This window comes from Polaribacter sp. ALD11 (assembly GCF_002831685.1).
Taxonomy (GTDB): domain Bacteria; phylum Bacteroidota; class Bacteroidia; order Flavobacteriales; family Flavobacteriaceae; genus Polaribacter.
Map to the genome: position 1 here is coordinate 1 of NZ_CP025119.1, position 17,500 is coordinate 17,500.

Here is a 17,500-nt window from a genome sequence, read left to right on the forward strand (position 1 = left end):
ATGAATTTAACTGCTGACTCTGTTTGGAATGAATGCTTGTCTTTTATAAAAGACAATATCAAGCCGCAAGCATACAAAACTTGGTTTGAACCGATCAAACCCGTAAAACTTTCAGGAGAAGCGTTAACGATACAGGTACCTAGTAAGTTTTTTTATGAATGGTTAGAAGAACATTATATTAAGTTATTAAGAGTTGCGTTAGTTAGACAATTAGGTAGTGATGCCAAATTGATTTACGACGTAAAAATGGAAAACAATTATAGCAGTAATAGACCGCAAATTGTTAAAATTCCTAGCTCTAACAGAGATCCGTTAAAACCACAAAATGTTACTGCTCCTATAGATTCAGGTAAAAGAGAATTAAGAAACCCGTTTGTAATTCCAGGGTTACAGAAAGTTAAAATAGAATCTCAATTAAACCCTAATTACAATTTTGTAAACTTTATAGAAGGAGACGCTAATAGGTTGGCACGTTCTGCAGGTATGGCAGTTGCTAACAAACCAGGCGGAACTTCTTTTAATCCATTATTAATTTATGGGGGAGTTGGTTTAGGAAAAACACATTTAGCACACGCTATTGGTGTAGATATAAAAGATAAATACCCAGATAAAACGGTGTTGTATATTTCTTCGGAAAAATTTACACAACAATTTATAGATTCAGTAAAGTCGAATACAAGAAATGATTTTATTCATTTCTATCAAATGGTAGATGTTTTAATTATTGATGATGTTCAATTCTTATCTGGTAAAGCAGGAACACAAGATGTTTTCTTCCATATTTTTAACCATTTACACCAAAATGGAAAACAAGTAATTTTAACATCAGACAAAGCACCTGTAGATATGCAAGACATAGAACAGCGTTTGTTATCTCGTTTTAAATGGGGATTGTCTGCGGAATTACAAGCACCAGATTATGAAACTAGAATTTCTATTTTAGACAATAAACTGTATAGAGATGGTGTAGAAATGCCAGAAGAAATTGTTGGTTATATCGCTAAAAATATTAAATCTAACGTTAGAGAATTAGAAGGTGTTATTATTTCTATGATTGCACAAGCTTCTTTTAATAGAAGAGAATTTTCTTTAGAATTGGCAAAACAGATTGTAGATAAGTTTGTTAAGAATACGAAGAAAGAAGTTTCAATCGATTACATTCAGAAAGAAGTTTCTAAGTATTTTGATATGGATGTTGCTACGTTGCAATCTAAAACTAGAAAACGTCATATTGTACAAGCACGCCAATTAGCAATGTATTTTGCGAAGAGATTAACAAAGACATCTTTGGCAAGTATTGGTAACCAAATTGGGCAAAGAGATCACGCAACAGTTTTACATGCTTGTAAAACGGTAGATAATTTGACAGAGACAGACAAGCAATTTAGAAAGTACGTAGACGACTTAACTAAGAAGTTAACGTTCTAAAAAAGCTGTTTTAAAATCATAATTTTTTAATTTTATTCTGATGAAAAAAGTACTAATGGTTTGTTTGGGGAATATTTGTCGTTCTCCATTAGCAGAAGGTATTTTGAAGTCTAAAGTGAATAATGAAGCTGTTTTTGTAGATTCTGCAGGAACAGCTGCTTATCATGTTGGAAATCTTCCAGATAAACGTTCTATAGAAGTTGCGACAAAATATAACATAGATATTACAAAGCAACAAGCAAGAAAAATTACAGTAAAAGATTTCGATACTTTTGATTTTATTTATGCTATGGATGAAAGTAATTATAAAAACATACTTTCGTTATCTAGAAATAATAAAGATAAACAGAAAGTAAAAATGATTTTAAAAGAATCAAACCCTACTAAAAATTTATCTGTTCCAGATCCTTATTATGGTGGAAAATCTGGTTTTGAAGATGTTTACAAAATGTTAGATGAAGCTTGTGATATTATCGCTAGTAAATTGTCTTAAAGTAAATTATCATATTTTTATTAGTTAAAATTTATAAAATTAGTGCCTAAAAGAGAAATAATGATTGGTAAACTCTATTTAATTCCCACAACATTAGGAGATACAGAACCTTTAGAAGTAATGCCTTTATCGGTTAAGAAAGTAGTAGAGCAAATTGATTATTATATTGTTGAGAATGAAAAAACGGCAAGAAGGTTTATCAAAAAGATTTGCCCTAAAAAAGTACAACCTTCATTACAATTAATGTCTTTAGATAAGTATGCTGAAGAAATTGAAACAAGAAGATATTTAGACGTTTGTAAAGAAGGTATAAATGTAGGTTTATTGTCTGAAGCAGGTGTACCAGCAGTTGCAGATCCAGGAGCAAGTATTGTAAAATTAGCACATGAAAATAACATTCAGGTAGTTCCTTTAGTTGGGCCAAGTTCTATTTTAATGGCAATGATGAGTTCTGGTATGAACGGACAAAATTTTGCTTTTAATGGCTATTTGCCAATTGATAAAGGTGATCGAAAAAAAGCACTTAAAGATCTAGAGAAGTTGTCTAAAGATAAAAATCAATCTCAGATTTTTATTGAAACTCCTTATAGAAATGAAAAAATGTTTGCAGATTTAAAAGCGGTATTATCACCAACTACAAATTTGTGTATTGCTGCAGACATAACATTACCATCAGAATTTATTAAAACACTTGCTGTACAAGATTGGAAACATCAAACACCAGATTTACATAAAAAACCTGCTATTTTTATTATTCACAAGTAAAGAATAATCATTTTAGGCGTTCTTTATCTGTAAAATATAGAAATAGCAAGAAACACTTTGTTAGATTCTTGAAATCTAATAAAGTGTTTCTTGCTATTGGAAAAGGATATTAAACCTTCGCATTTTTATCTGCTATAATATTAGAAACATTATAACCAGCAAATTTTTTTAAATAAGATTGAATACTTGCGCCATAGGCATCAGAAAAACGTTGAGAGCCATAACTTCTTAAAAACTTCTTTACGTTTCCTGCACCACTTAAATGAGCAGCAGCTAAAATACCTGATTCGGTAATTTTAATACCATTCATTGTTTTACCAACAGAACGTTGTATGTCTTTTCTTAAAATCCATTTATTTACTTTACATAAAGCTACAAATGCATTTTCTTGTAATTCTGGGTTTCTTAAAAATTCTTGTGTATTGTAAATATTAAATCGGTGTAAAGTAGTACGACCAAATTGATATTTTCCTAAATATCCTAATGTATTTACAGTTGCATATTTTCCTTGAGATTCTTTAAAGGCAACTGCCTCTTTAAAAGCAACAAAATCTCTTTTCAAATAAAAAATATCATTTCCTATAGATTTAGGAAAACTTAATTTAGTTAACGCTATTGTTTCTGAATCAGAGACATTTTTTTTATCAATAGATGTTGCATTGATAAAAAGGAGAACTACACTGAATAAAATGATTTTATTTTTGATAAAATATATATTTCTGTTTTGCGGGTGCAAAGCTACAATATAATTTAAAAGTAATTGATTCTCAATATGTTAAATTTTACTAAAAATACAAATAATGAAATTTTAATTGACCTTTCGTGTTAATTTCCAGCGTTGGAGAAGGAATCTTTATGAAATTAACAACAGAAAAGACAGATTGTAAGAGTTTCGATTTTGTGTTAATTTTTGTCAAATCTAGATCTAAACTCAAATAAAACTGTCTGTAAGGATCTTGTGGCATTGAGTTGGTTGTTTTTGTTTCGCCATATAGCATTCCTTCAGCACCATAACCAAAAGCTACATTTAACCATTTAGGGAAGTCACTTTCCTTGTGAAAAGACCAGATATTAGCAGAAAGCCAATATGTCTGTCCGTTGTAATCTTTTAAAGACTGTTGTAAAAAATTCTCTCCTAATGTACTTGGTCTTTGTTTTGCGTAATTAGTTTGATGAAAAGAGTATTTAACGGTAACTCTTTGTTCGTTCCATAATAATTCTTGACCAACCAATAAGCCAGTTCCTGCAGCATTTGCTAAAATATCACCAGAAGAAGCACCCCATTCTTCAGAAAAACCATCTAAAATTTCTACAGCAGTCAGAAAAGTGAAACCTAAAGTAGCACCATAAATAAGTTGATTTTTCTTAGAAATTCCTGTCCAATCTAAAACTTCCATTCCTACTTTACCTAGATAATAGGAAGTCATAAAATGTCCAGCTTTATCCATTTGCTTCCAATCGTTATTATCATTTTTAAAATGAAAACTAGAATGAGGGTAATCTTTATACCAAAGTTGGTTTAACGCTAATAAGGTTCCGCTAGTTAAAACACTTTCAGTAATTATTACTGTATTTCTTCTTTTGCTATTTAAAGTATCCGATTTTTTTAAAAAGGATGCTTCTTGGGCACTAGAAAATGTGGTAAATAGAAGTAATATAGAAAAAAATGCTATGTTATTTTTTTTCAAAACAATTTTTCAAGTTTAAAAAAGACTAAAAATTAACTATCTATTTACACCTTGTGTATTCAACCATCGTTGATATTTTGCTGCGTTTCTATTATGTTGTGTTAATGTTTTTGCAAATTCATGATATCCAATTTTATCAATACTCGCACACATATAAAAGTAGTTGTGTTTAGTTGCATTTAAAACACCATCAATTGCAGAAATATCTGGCATTGAAATTAAAGTAGGAGGTAGTCCTTTGTTTTTATAGGTATTGTAAGGAGAATTTATTTCTAAATCTACTGTTAAAACTCTTTTTACAACATAATCTTGCCCTTTTATTTCTTTTACACAATAGATTATTGTTGGATCTGCTTGTAGTGGCCAACCATCATTAAGACGATTCAAATACAAACCAGCAACAATTGGTCTTTCAGAATTTTGTGCTGTTTCTTTTTGAACAATAGAAGCTAAAGTAATAACTTCACTTTTTGTAAGATTTAATTTCTTTGCTTTCTGCAATCTATTTTCATTCCAAAACCTTTTGTAAGAAACCAACATTTTTGCTCTAAAGTTTTCTGGGGAAACGGTCCAATAGAATTCATATGTATTCGGAATTAAAATTTGAAGTACAGATTTTTCAGTTAAATTATTTTTAGATAAAAATGCTTCTTCTTTAAAGGAAGTAAGTAAAGAGATAGAATCTGCTTCTATTTGTTCTGCAATTCTGCCAGCAAATTTTTCTAAAGTGTCTTGATTGTTAAAAGATAATTTAAAAGGTGTTTGTCTACCGCTTCGTAAGATATTTACAAGATCATTATTAGACATTCCTGCTGTTAAAACATATCTGCCAGGTTTCGGATTTGAAAAGTTTTTTTTAGCGGCAACCCAAAGAAATGTTTCAGGACTTTTAGAATATTCTTCTAACTCTTTTTTAACGTCTAATAAACTACTTGTTGCTGTTACAAAAAGAACATGCTCTTTTGTAATTGCTTTTCCGAATATTTTTTGATAATAGTTGTAACCAAACATTCCACCAATTATTAATATAGCAGCAAATGTGTAAATAATTTTTTTCTTCAATTGTATCTGTTTTAGGGCTGTAAAGTTACTATTTTATCAATTGAAATAAGATCTCATCTTTAAATTTTCCTTCAGATAAAATCCATTCTTTTTTTACACCTACTTTTTCGAATTTATGTTTTGTAAATAAAGAAATACTTTTAGAATTGTCTGAAGTAATATTCGCATACAGTTGATGCAAATTCAAATGAGAAAACGCATAATTAATTAAAACGGATAAAGCTTCTGATGCATAACCATTTTTTTGAAAATCGGGATGAATTAAAATACCAATTCCTGCTCTTTTATGTTGCGGATTAAAATCAAACAAATCAATCATTCCTAATTGTCTTTTTGTTGATTTTTCTTCTATTAATAAGCGTAGTTGTTTTGCTTCAAAGATATCTAAATGTGCATTTTCTAAATATTGTTTCAAAATAAACTTAGAAAACGGAGTTTGGGTATGGCTTATTTCCCAAAAAGATTCGTTATTTTCTATGTTGTATAGAAAATCTAAATCTTCTGGTTCTAGAGCACGTAAAATTATATTTGTTCCTTTAAGGTTGTTCATTATATCTGTATTTCACCTTTAAAAACAAAAGTAGCAGGTCCTTTTAAAAACACGTTTTTGTAAACACCGTTTTCTTCTGTAAAAGAAACCTCTAAATGACCACCTTCTACAGGCAATAAAATTAAATTACTTTTAGTTTTATTTGTTTTATGCATGGCAATTGCAACCGCTGTAACACCTGTTCCGCAAGCTAAAGTTTCATTTTCCACTCCTTTTTCGTACGTTCTAACTCTAAAAGTATCTTTATTAATTTGTTCTACAAAATTTACGTTACTTCCAGGTTCTGAATATGAATCTCTAATCTTTTTACCGTTTTTATACACAGGGTAATCATCTAAACTGTCAACCAACTCAACATGATGCTGCGTTCCTGTATATGCAAAAACTGAATGTTCATTTACTTGTACTTCTGCAACATCAATCATTTTTAGAGAGACATTACAATTTTCTATTTCAGAAAAATGAGGCCCGTCAACAGCAATAAAATGTGTATTATTTTTAATAATACCTAACTGTTTAGCAAAAGCAACAGTACATCGACCTCCATTTCCACAGAAAGTTTCACTTCCATCAGCATTAAAATAAATCATTTTAAAATCGAATTCAGTATCATTTTCTATTAAAATAACACCATCTGCGCCAATGCCAAAATGCCTGTCACAAAGATGAGAAATTACTTTAAGATTCTCTTTAGGAAAGATTTTTGTCCTGTTATCGATCATTACAAAATCGTTACCAGTTCCTTCGTATTTATAAAAATTCAAATTCATAAAGCAAAGATAAGTATTTCAGGTATAATTAATGGTTGTTAAAAAGTGGTTAAAGTCCGTTAAAAAGAAGTTAAACAGATTTTTTTAATATGTTAAAATTATATCTTTGGATAACAAAAATTAATAAAAATGAAAAAAGCATTCAGTTTTCTTGGTATGGCAATTTTAGGAGGAGCACTTACTTTGGGTGGTTACAAGATGCTATTTAATGAACAAGTAGTAATAGAAAGAACAGTTCAAAATCCTATAGAAACGGTTCAAACAAATTACAATCCGAATTACAAAAGTACAGGCTCGGTAGAAATGTCTACAGATTTTACAGTAGCTGCAGATAAGACCGTTCATGCAGTTGTGCACGTTAAAAATACGGCAATTCGAACACAAACAAATCAGTTAGATCTTTTCTTCGGAAGAGGAAACGGACAAAGACAGTACGAGCAAGTTGGTACAGGAAGCGGTGTTATTATTTCTGCAGATGGTTATATTGTAACCAATAATCATGTAATTGAAGGTGCAAGTGCATTAGAAATTACATTAAACAATAAGAAGAAATACAAAGCAGAATTAATAGGAAGAGATACTGCAAACGATATTGCTTTATTAAAAATTGACACAGATATAGATTTGCCATATGTTCCTTTTGCAAATTCAGATAATATAAAAATAGGAGAATGGGTTTTAGCCGTTGGGAATCCTTACAACTTAACATCTACGGTAACTGCAGGAATTATTTCTGCTAAAGGAAGAGATTTAGAAGGAAACAGAAATATAGAATCTTTTATACAGACAGATGCGGCAGTAAACCCAGGGAATAGTGGTGGAGCTTTGGTAAATGCAAGAGGTGAATTAATAGGAATTAACACAGCTATTTCTTCTAAAACAGGTTCTTTTATTGGGTATTCTTTTGCGGTTCCTTCTAATATTGCTAAAAAAATAATTGATGATATTTTAGAATTTGGTACTGTACAAGAAGCTGTTTTAGGAATTCGTTTCTTGCCAGCTGAAGATAATAAGGTAGAAGGTGTTAGAATAGCAGATGTAGAAGAAAACCAAGGTGCAGCAAATGCAGGTTTACAAAAGGATGATATTATTGTAAAAATAAACAGTGTTAAAATCTCTAAGTTTTCTGAATTAAGAGGGCAATTAACAGCAAAAAGACCAGGTGAATCTGTAACTATTACTGTTGAAAGAGATGGTGAATTGTTAATGAAGAATGTGAAATTGACAAAAAGAATAAAGGCCATTTCTGCGCCAGCTTTAGGTTGGGAATTAAAAGAGTTGTCTAAAGAAGAAAAGAAACTTAGAAAAATTAATAAAGGAATTAAGATAATTAAGGATACTAAGTACGGTTTAAGTAATTACATTATTACTAAAATAAACGATAAAGAAGTTGACAATGCGCAAGAAACCGCTGCTATCTTAAATAAATTATATAACTCTAGATATTCTAATAATATTATAGAGTTGATAAACTTGGACGGGGAAAGAGAACGAATTCGTTTTTAAGAAAATATTTTATCCATTTCAAAATCCTGATTTTAAATCAGGATTTTTTTTATTTTAAAACTTTTTACGAAATCGATTTCGTATTGTGGAAAAATTAAATACTTTTGCCGAAAATTTAATTATAGTAACACAACTATGTCAACAAAAGTAAATTACAACGAAGAAGTTTTATCACAGGCGCAAACAAGAAGAGCAACTGTAGAGTTTATTAATATCGTAAACGATTTATGGTATGATAAATCGATTGAATTAGTACTTTTTAGAAATCCTTTAGTAGATAAAAGAGCTAGTGAAGTTTTAAACTTAATAGAGTATGCAAGAGAATTTGTAAGTAAACCAATTTCTATTCTAGATGCTTTAGATATTGCAAAGGCAATTAAGCAAATAGATTTACCGTCTTCTAAATTAGACATTGGTAAATTGGCATATGAATGTTATTTAAGTTCTAAAAGCTGCGAAGATAAAGTAGCCTTTGTTCAAAATAAATTAAAAGATGCAACAGTTGCAAAAGATATTCAACCAAAAGACGTTGTTTTGTATGGTTTTGGTAGAATAGGAAGGTTATTAGCAAGAGAATTAATGACTAAAATGGGTAAAGGTTCTCAATTGAGGTTAAGAGCAATTGTAACTCGTGGCGAAATAAATGAAACCGTTTTAGAAAAAAGAGCCTCTTTATTAAGTATCGATTCGGTACATGGAGACTTCTTAGGAACTGTTCAAGTAGATGTAGAGAATAAAGCATTAATTATTAACGGAACAACTGTTTATATGATTTCTGCAAACAATCCAGAAGATATCGATTATACAACATATGATATTAACGACGCTTTAATTATAGACAATACAGGTGCTTTTAGAAATGATGTTGAGTTAAGTAGACATTTAAAATCTAAAGGAGCAAGCAAAGTTTTAATAACAGCGCCAGCAAAAGGGGTTCCAAATATTGTTCATGGTGTAAATCATAAACAGAACAACCCAGATAAAGTAGACATTTTCTCTGCAGCATCTTGTACAACCAATGCAATAACACCAATTTTAAAGGTTTTAGAAGATAATTACGGAATTAAAAAAGGGCATTTAGAAACCATTCACGCATATACAAACGATCAGAATTTAGTCGATAATATGCACAGTAAGTACAGAAGAGGAAGAGCTGCCGCTTTAAATATGGTAATTACAGAAACAGGCGCAGGTGCAGCAGTTGCAAAAGCAATACCAGCTTTAGAAGGAAAGTTAACCTCTAACGCAATTCGAGTTCCTGTTCCTAATGGTTCTTTAGCCATTTTAAACTTACAATTAAATACGAAAGTTACTAAAGAAGGCGTAAATTCTTTAATTAAAAAATATGCTTTAGAAGGCGATTTGGTAGAACAAATAAAATATTCTTTAGACAATGAATTAGTTTCTTCAGATATTATAGGCACCACTGCACCATCAATTTTCGATAGTAAAGCAACCATTACAGACAATGAAACTATTGTAATTTATGTTTGGTATGACAATGAATACGGCTATTCTCACCAAGTAATTCGTTTGGCAAAACACATCGCAAAGGTGAGAAGATTTACATATTATTAAGACACTCTTAGTGCAAATTCATTCAGCAAAAGTTGAATGTAAAAACCCGATGCATTTATGTATCGGGTTTTGTTTTTATTTTGTTGAAATTACTTCCTGTTTATAGTTTGTTTTTTAGCAAAGTCGAAAGGCACTCGCTTTTTTGTAAAAAAAAAAAGAGCTTAAAACAAATACTTTAATTAGGTTTAAGCTCGTTTATCAAGTCATATCATAATTTCTTAAAACCTAAGTTTCTATTGTGTTCAAATTTAAACTTTCCTTAATTTAGCAGTCAAAATAAAAAGTATGAAAATCAAGCTAATCATTATAACAATCTTATTTTTCACTATTTCAATAAAGTCACAAGAAAAATTACCATATTATCAGATTCCAAAAATGGCAGAAAAGTACACAGCACAAAACACAGTTGCAAGAATGATAGATGGCTTAGGTTTTAGATATTATTGGGCAACAGAAGGTTTACGTGGAGAAGATTTAGCATATCAGCCAAAAGGAGATGGTAGAGATTGTCAAAAAACGGTAGATCATTTGTATGATTTATCTAATATGTTGCTGCGTTTAACAAAAACGGATTTCAAACAAGAAATAGAAAAGGAGAAAATGACGTTTGCAGATATGAGAAAACAAACACTTTTAAATTTAGAAGCGATAAGTAATAGGATAAAGGTGAGTAGAAATTTATCGGAATTTACTGTGAAAAAAGAAGGTAAAATTAGTGTTCCTTTTTTTAATGTAATTAACGGTCCAATTGCAGATGCAATTTGGCATGCTGGTCAAATAGCCGGTTTTAGAAGATCTTCAGGAAACCCTATAAACTCTAAAGTAAATCATTTTACAGGAACTGTTAGAGACTAAAAAAGTATTTTATAAAAATAAACGATGTCCGTTTGAGCGCAGTCGAGAACGTATTAATTAGTAATAAAGCTTTCGATTACGCTCAAGAAGACACGTTTTTTTACGAATCTAAAAGGTTATTCTTTCTCAAAGAATTCAATCTTACAATCTAATTCTTCGTTTAGAAATTCATCTTTACTCATAAAATATTCTGAAGTTGTTAAACGATAACCGGTTTCTTTTTTTTGCAAATCCCAAATAATATCATTTGCTTCGTCAAATTCTTCTTCTCCATTCAATTGTTTTCCAAACAAACGAATAATTACATTGTGACTGTCTAAATTCTTTGCAAAACATTTTAATACAATTTCTTTGCTAATCTCCTTGTCAGCATTTAATAGAGGTGTAATTTCAAAATCGACAATCGTTGCTTTTGTATTTGGAAATTTCCCATTATATGCTTTGTATAATAACTGATTTACGTTAAAAAGCTCTTTGTGTAAATCAATTTTAGGATATTCTTCAGAAATTTTATCTACCAACATTTCATAAGAAAGAGAATCTATTTGTCCTTCATTTAAATGATCACTCAATTTATAATCTAGTACAATTGCAGCAGCTTCACTTGGGTCTTTATCGGCAATTGCCATAAAAAGCAATTCTCTTAATTCTTTGATATCGCTTACTTCATCGTTTGCGAAATCAAATCTCTCTAAAAGTTCTTTAAAATCTTGAACATTCCAAGCATCAGAAAGCTCATCAACTGTAGAAATTTTATGTATTTTTATAGCGTATTTCATTTTTTTATTTCATTTTTGAATGAACATTTAAAATACATTTTTTTAAATTCAAAAACAAGTTTTTCTATAGATATATTATGAGTGAAGAAGAAAGAATACAACAACTTCGTGATGAGTTAAACAACCATAATTACAACTATTATGTATTAGATAACGGAACAATTTCCGATTTTGATTTCGACATAAAACTAAAAGAATTAGAAAAATTAGAGGCAGAAAATATCGCTTTTTTCGATGCAAATTCACCAACACAAAGAGTAGGAGGTACTGTTATTAAGAACTTTAATACAATTGTGCATAAAAACAGAATGTATTCTTTAGATAACTCGTATTCAAAAGAAGATTTGTTTGAATGGGAAAAACGAGTAGAAAAAGTTTTAGGAACTACAGCGTTAGAATTTACATGTGAATTAAAATTTGATGGTGCATCTATCAATTTAACTTATGAAAACGGTCAGTTTGTGAAAGCGGTAACACGTGGCGATGGTTTTCAAGGAGATGACGTTTCAACAAATATTCGTACAATAAAATCAATTCCATTAAATATAAAACCGGACTTCGTCCGCGATTTTGAAATGCGAGGAGAAATCATTTTACCTTTAGAAGGTTTCATTAAAATGAATGAAGAACGTATAGAAAACGGAGAAGAAGAATATAGAAATCCTAGAAATACCGCAAGCGGAAGTTTAAAATTACAAGACAGTACCGAAGTTGCAAAAAGACCTTTAGATTGTTTGTTGTATCAAGTGGTAACATCAGAAAGAAAATATAAAACGCATTTCGAAAGTTTAGAGTATGCTAGAAAAGTTGGTTTCAAAGTTCCAAAATCTATAAAACTAGCAAAAACGATTGATGAAGTGTACGATTTTGTAAATTATTGGGATGTCAATCGTCATGAGTTACCTTATGAAACAGACGGAATTGTAATAAAAGTAAATAATTTACAGCATCAAGAAGAGCTTGGGTACACAGCGAAAGCACCTCGTTGGGCAATTGCATACAAGTTTAAAGCGGAGCAAGTTTCTACAACATTAAATGAAATTACGTATCAGGTTGGTAGAACGGGTGCAATTACACCGGTTGCAAATTTAGATCCAGTTCAATTAGCAGGTACAACGGTAAAACGAGCGTCTTTGCACAATGCAGATCAAATAGAAAAATTAGATATTAGAGAAAAAGATACTGTTTTTGTAGAAAAAGGAGGAGAGATTATTCCGAAAATAATAGCAGTAGATTTTACAAAACGTCCAGAAGATTCAAAACCAACAATCTATGCAACCAATTGTCCGGAATGTAATACAGAATTGGTAAGAACAGAAGGTGATGCAAAACATTATTGCCCGAATGAATTTGGTTGTGCGCCACAAATAACAGGAAGAATTCAGCACTTTATTTCAAGAAAAGCCATGGATATTGATGGTTTGGGATTAGAAACGGTAGATTTATTACGTAAAGAAGGTTTAATTCAGAATTATGCAGATTTGTACGACTTAAAAGTTGAACAAGTAATTCCGTTAGAAAGAATGGCAGAGAAATCTGCACAGAATATGATTTACGGAATTGAGAAATCAAAAGAAATTCCGTTTGAAAAAGTATTATTTGCACTCGGAATTCGTTTTGTAGGTGAAACAGTTGCTAAAAAACTAGCAAAACATTTCAAATCGATTGACAATCTAATGACGGCAACGTTTGAAGAGTTGATTAAAGCCGATGAAATTGGAGATCGAATAGCGCAGAGTATTCTCGATTTTTCTAATAATTTAGGAAACATTCAATTAATAAATCGTTTAAAAAGTTACGGATTGCAATTAGAGGTTTCGGCAGAAAGTTTAGAAAATCAAACCGACAAGTTAGAAGGGCAAGTTTTTGTGGTTTCAGGCGTTTTTCATCAACTATCTAGAAACGAACTTAAAAAAGCAATTGAAGACAATGGTGGAAAAGTAAGTTCATCAATCTCTAAAAAAACAAATTTTATTGTTGCAGGCGATAATATGGGACCAAGTAAATTAACAAAAGCGCAAGACTTAGGCGTTTCAATTATTTCTGAACAAGATTTTATAGATAAAATTAGTTGCGGTTTATATCTCACTCAAACGGCTGAATTGAAAACTGAAAATTAATTAGTAAATTTAAAAAATCATGAAAATGAAAAAAAACAAATTACTTAAACTTTTAAAAATTGGTATTATATTATTTGGAGTTACATTACTTCTCAACAGTTGTCAAGAACAAGATGTATTATTATCTGAAAAACAAGAGCAAATAAATCAAGTAAAATCTTGGTTTGAGCAAAATAAAAATTTCCCTCTGGAGAATAATGTGTTTTTTAAAGGCGATTTAAATTGGGGAAATGGAGAAGTAGCTAATCAAAAAATTTATATCCCATTAAAAAGAAGTAATTTAGAACTCACTAAAAAAGGAAAAAATCATAAAACAAAGACTACAGAAACTTATTCATATTTATTCTTTGACCTAAATCAAGAAAATCTAAGAGTAAACCTGAAAGTATTCATAAATAAGTCTGAAGATGATTTTTCAACATTTGAAGATAAATTAAAACTTCCTTTTCTTTTCTATAATCAAGATAATAATCTTATTACGAATAATAGGTATTATAGTAAAAATGCAGAAGCACCAGAAAGAGCTTGTGAAACTTATGGTGTTTATGAACATAGTTATGACCCTAATACAGGAGAAACTGATACTACTTTAATGTACACTTTTGATGTTTGTAATGATGATTTTAGTTGGAATGACGTTGGAGGCAGTAGTGGAAGTGGAACTGGTACTGGTGGAAACTCTAATGCAAATTCAACAATTGATGATAAAATTGATACAGATAATTTAGACGCATGCTCTAAAGCAATTTTAGAAGCGATACAAAGTGGAAAAGCTATTGAAGATATCGTAAATCAATTTGCTGGTGAAAATGCAGATTTTAATTGGACACTCGAAACCACTAACACAACTGATGCAGCAAATACAGATTGGGATAATCAAACAGCAAGTAATTACCTTACAAAACTTAATACAAGTTATGTAAATTCTGCAACTAAATTATCTATAGCTAGAACAATAATCCATGAAGCAATTCATGCATATATTTTGAGTTATATAGATATTGCAAAAAACGGAGACCCTGAACTTTCTCTAAAAACATTTCCAGAACTTTGGAATGATTTAGTTGCTAAAAAATATGGAAATCCTAATACACCATCAGCTTGGAATAAATATCAACACGAAGAAATGGCAAGAAATTATATTACATCTATTTCTAATGCTTTATCGGTTTGGGATAACAATTCTAATACTTCTCTATATTATACAGATTTAGCTTGGGGTGGCTTATATGGAACAGAAATATATAACCAAACATCAGATTTAAATGAATTAGACAGAGCTAGAATAGAAACCACAAATTTGTCAGAAGACACTAATTCTACTGATGCTAAAGGAAATCCATGTAACTAAAAACCTAATTCTATGAAAGTTAATATAATCTATATCGTACTAAACTTATTTTTCTTTATATTTTTCGCATCCTGTAAAGGTCAAAAAGAGATAATAGACAAGAATAATAAAGAAATTCTAAACCTTATTTTAAAAGAATACGATTCAGTTTTACTAATAAAAGAAACTTATTATAATGATAAATCTTTAAAACCAGCAAATGTTCTTAATCCATATTACAGAGTTTATAATTATAAAATAATGGACAAACCTTTAGCTAAAAAAAATGATAATATTGCTTATTCAGTATTTTTAAAAGATGTTGATGGTGTTGTTTCCAAAAAAGAATTAGACGAAATAAAAAATAAGTATCAATTTTGGTCAATAAAAGAATGGGAATCATCAAATATAGAAAATAATAAAATAAAAATTATATCTATAGATAACATTAAAAGTTACCAAAATCATATACCAATAATAAGGTTATCTGAACCTTTATACAGTAAAGATAAGAAAAAAGCTATTATTTATGAATACTATGTAAAAAATAAAGTTGGAGCTAATGGAATAAGAGTCATAATTAAAAAAAATGGCAATTGGAAAATAAAAGGGGGAATACCTAATGGAACTGTAAATTAATACAAACCACAACACGGTATATAAAAAATAGCAGTTAAGTGCAAACTACAAAGTTTGTGCTTTTCTTCTATTTTTGTTTATAATCTGAAAGTAATAGCATATTTATTCTGCTACTTTTCATATACCAAAACGTTAAACAAACTTTGGTATCTATTTTGCAACAGATAATCGAACGGTATAAAATCATTCTTTTTGATGTGTCTATGTAGTGAAAATAAAACCATAAGTTGAATTCTAAAACCCAATATTTGAAAAAAATAGTATACCTATATATAATGACAATTTCTTTCCTTACTTTTTCACAAAAGAGAGATTTAGATTCATTGCCTAAAAACATAGATGAATATATTTTTGTAAAACCAGGAGACTCAGTTGTCATTCAATTAAATGAAATTGCATTATTACCAAAGCCAAAATTTAGCTCACAAGAAGACATTCGGTATTATCTATGGTTTAGGAAGAAAGTATACAAAGCATATCCTTTTGCCAAATTAGCATCAGAAAGACTAGATAGCTTAAATGCTAAATTAGACAGAATAGCATCAAAAAGTAAGAAGAGAAAATACACGCGACTGGTTCAAGATTACATTGAAGGTGAATTTACAGATCAAATGAAGAAAATGACCACAACAGAAGGTCGTGTTTTAATTAAATTAATTCATCGTCAAACCGGTAAAACTGCATTTAATAACATAAGAGGGCTTAGAAGTGGTTGGAAAGCATTTTGGTACAACGCAACTGCCAATATTTTTAAGCTTTCCTTAAAAACAGAATACCTACCAGAAACTGTAAACGAAGATTTTCTGATAGAAGATATACTACAACGTGCTTTTCGTGACGATAAGTTACAAGCTCAGAGATCGAAATTAGACTTCGATTTCATGAAAGTTATAGCATCTAAGAAAGCAGAAATCAATGTAGAGGAATACAAATTGATGTTTTCTAAAATGAAAAAGAAAAGAAAGAAGAAGAAAAAGAGTTAGTTTTTTTCGAGTGTTCCCTTTTTTTAAAGAACCAATGATTCATTTTTAAAAGCTTTAGTTATAAAAAAAGGTCGGGCTTTCCATTATATCTTTTGTTCGTTCCTCTCAAAAGGATGCCATTTCAATCCCTAACACAACTTTTAAGAAAAGAATTAGCAAGTGAAAATTTTTATTTTAGTATTAAATAAGTCATTCGCAGGTATTTCTTTATTTTTTCTAATAGATTAGAAAGACCCTTTTAGCTAAAAAGGGTTTTTTAAAAGCATATTATATAACAAAAAGACATAGAACTTTCTATATTTTTTAATATGCCTAGTACTGATAGTAGTAGTAGTAGTAGTAGTAGTAGTAGTAGTAGTAGTAGTAGTAGTAGTAGTAGTAGTGAGAAAAAAAAAGAACAATATTTAAGTTTTTAAAGAATGCACTATATAAAAAGCTAAAAGTATATTTGATTATAAATAGCACATTTATAGCGACTTAAGGATTTTTTAAGAGATGATTTACAAAAAGGTTAAAAAAAGGGTTGTGAGAAAGAAAAGGTATTGTATGTTTGCAGCCGCTAACAGATATTTGGTTTGTTAGTTTCGTTCATTGAGAGTGTTGTTTCGTCTTTATTAATTGACAGAAAGAAGTTTTATTTTTAATTTAAAAATAAATTTATATATTATTATTAGGTTGGTATCTGTAAAAGATTGTATGTTTGCTGTCCGAAATTTTCGGAAACAAAGTTCAGTTGTTTTAGTTAAGAGAAAAAACATTTATTTTTTCTTGTCAGGTTTAAATTAAGTTTTATATTTGCACCCGCTAAGCGAAACAGTAAAAGATCAAAGAGATTTTGGTAATGGCATTGATTTGTCAGTTAGTTCGATTCTAACATTTCTACAAATTAGGATTTACAACGAGTGTTTTTATGCATGAGTGCGATACCCTAAAGAAGTTCATTGAAAATATTGA

At 29.9% G+C, this 17,500-nt stretch carries 16 protein-coding genes; 10 read left to right on the top strand and 6 right to left on the bottom strand.

Going from position 1 to position 17,500, the window contains the following annotated elements:
* From dnaA to CW731_RS00015, 3 genes are read left to right on the top strand one after another with little or no spacing between them, the layout of a single operon-like run.
* A complete protein-coding gene (gene dnaA / locus CW731_RS00005; RefSeq protein ID WP_100944791.1) occupies positions 1-1,428 on the top strand; it encodes a chromosomal replication initiator protein DnaA in 1,428 nt (475 codons plus the stop codon).
* Between the two features lie 40 nt (positions 1,429-1,468).
* The gene (locus tag CW731_RS00010) at positions 1,469-1,921 is read left to right on the top strand and encodes a low molecular weight protein-tyrosine-phosphatase (RefSeq protein WP_100944792.1); all 453 of its coding nucleotides are present in this window, start codon (positions 1,469-1,471) and stop codon (positions 1,919-1,921) included.
* Positions 1,922-1,981: 60 nt separating this feature from the next.
* Entirely contained in the window at positions 1,982-2,686 is a 705-nt protein-coding gene (locus tag CW731_RS00015; protein ID WP_100944793.1) for an SAM-dependent methyltransferase, read from the top strand.
* A gap of 109 nt (positions 2,687-2,795) precedes the next feature.
* Here the strand turns inward: CW731_RS00015 and CW731_RS00020 are convergent, their stop codons facing one another.
* Genes CW731_RS00020 through dapF form a run of 5 tightly spaced genes read right to left on the bottom strand, consistent with a single transcriptional unit; the run spans position 2,796 to position 6,756 of the window.
* Entirely contained in the window at positions 2,796-3,422 is a 627-nt protein-coding gene (locus CW731_RS00020; RefSeq protein ID WP_100944794.1) for a peptidoglycan-binding protein LysM, read from the bottom strand.
* Between the two features lie 49 nt (positions 3,423-3,471).
* Positions 3,472-4,374 carry a DUF2279 domain-containing protein gene (locus CW731_RS00025; RefSeq protein ID WP_100944795.1) on the bottom strand — a complete coding sequence of 301 codons (903 nt, stop codon included), beginning with the start codon at positions 4,372-4,374 and terminating at the stop codon, positions 3,472-3,474.
* A gap of 36 nt (positions 4,375-4,410) precedes the next feature.
* Positions 4,411-5,436: an endolytic transglycosylase MltG gene (mltG, locus tag CW731_RS00030; RefSeq protein ID WP_100944796.1), complete on the bottom strand. Its 1,026-nt coding sequence runs from the start codon at positions 5,434-5,436 to the stop codon at positions 4,411-4,413.
* 28 nt (positions 5,437-5,464) lie between these two features.
* On the bottom strand, positions 5,465-5,986 hold the full coding sequence (locus CW731_RS00035) for a GNAT family N-acetyltransferase (protein ID WP_100944797.1): 522 nt from the start codon (positions 5,984-5,986) through the stop codon (positions 5,465-5,467).
* Positions 5,986-6,756 carry a diaminopimelate epimerase gene (gene dapF, locus CW731_RS00040; protein WP_100944798.1) on the bottom strand — a complete coding sequence of 257 codons (771 nt, stop codon included), beginning with the start codon at positions 6,754-6,756 and terminating at the stop codon, positions 5,986-5,988. The genes CW731_RS00035 and dapF overlap by 1 nt, the downstream gene beginning before the upstream one ends.
* Positions 6,757-6,885: 129 nt before the next feature.
* Here dapF and CW731_RS00045 point away from each other — a divergent pair, with 129 nt between their 5' ends.
* The 3 genes from CW731_RS00045 (at position 6,886) to CW731_RS00055 (ending at position 10,695) form a co-directional block, all read left to right on the top strand.
* Positions 6,886-8,262 (top strand): trypsin-like peptidase domain-containing protein, encoded by a 1,377-nt coding sequence (locus CW731_RS00045; RefSeq protein WP_100944799.1) that lies wholly within the window; start codon positions 6,886-6,888, stop codon positions 8,260-8,262.
* 135 nt (positions 8,263-8,397) lie between these two features.
* Positions 8,398-9,840: a glyceraldehyde-3-phosphate dehydrogenase gene (locus CW731_RS00050; protein WP_100944800.1), complete on the top strand. Its 1,443-nt coding sequence runs from the start codon at positions 8,398-8,400 to the stop codon at positions 9,838-9,840.
* A 285-nt stretch (positions 9,841-10,125) separates the two neighbouring features.
* Complete coding sequence (locus CW731_RS00055) at positions 10,126-10,695, top strand: hypothetical protein (RefSeq protein WP_232734692.1); 570 nt, start codon at positions 10,126-10,128, stop codon at positions 10,693-10,695.
* Positions 10,696-10,811: 116 nt separating this feature from the next.
* Here CW731_RS00055 and CW731_RS00060 read toward each other — a convergent pair whose 3' ends face one another.
* Positions 10,812-11,474, bottom strand: a complete 663-nt coding sequence (locus CW731_RS00060; RefSeq protein ID WP_100944801.1) for a hypothetical protein — start codon at positions 11,472-11,474, stop codon at positions 10,812-10,814.
* A gap of 77 nt (positions 11,475-11,551) precedes the next feature.
* Between CW731_RS00060 and ligA the strand changes: the two genes are divergently transcribed.
* The 4 genes from ligA to CW731_RS00080 all read left to right on the top strand — a co-directional run bounded on the left by ligA (position 11,552) and on the right by CW731_RS00080 (position 16,546).
* Positions 11,552-13,594, top strand: coding sequence for an NAD-dependent DNA ligase LigA (gene ligA, locus CW731_RS00065; protein ID WP_100944802.1), 2,043 nt, complete (start codon positions 11,552-11,554; stop codon positions 13,592-13,594).
* A 25-nt stretch (positions 13,595-13,619) separates the two neighbouring features.
* The gene (locus tag CW731_RS00070) at positions 13,620-14,945 is read left to right on the top strand and encodes a hypothetical protein (RefSeq protein ID WP_157812155.1); all 1,326 of its coding nucleotides are present in this window, start codon (positions 13,620-13,622) and stop codon (positions 14,943-14,945) included.
* A gap of 12 nt (positions 14,946-14,957) precedes the next feature.
* Positions 14,958-15,563 carry a hypothetical protein gene (locus tag CW731_RS00075; RefSeq protein WP_100944804.1) on the top strand — a complete coding sequence of 202 codons (606 nt, stop codon included), beginning with the start codon at positions 14,958-14,960 and terminating at the stop codon, positions 15,561-15,563.
* A gap of 248 nt (positions 15,564-15,811) precedes the next feature.
* On the top strand, positions 15,812-16,546 hold the full coding sequence (locus CW731_RS00080) for a DUF4294 domain-containing protein (RefSeq protein ID WP_232734693.1): 735 nt from the start codon (positions 15,812-15,814) through the stop codon (positions 16,544-16,546).
* The last annotated feature ends 954 nt before the right edge of the window (positions 16,547-17,500 follow it).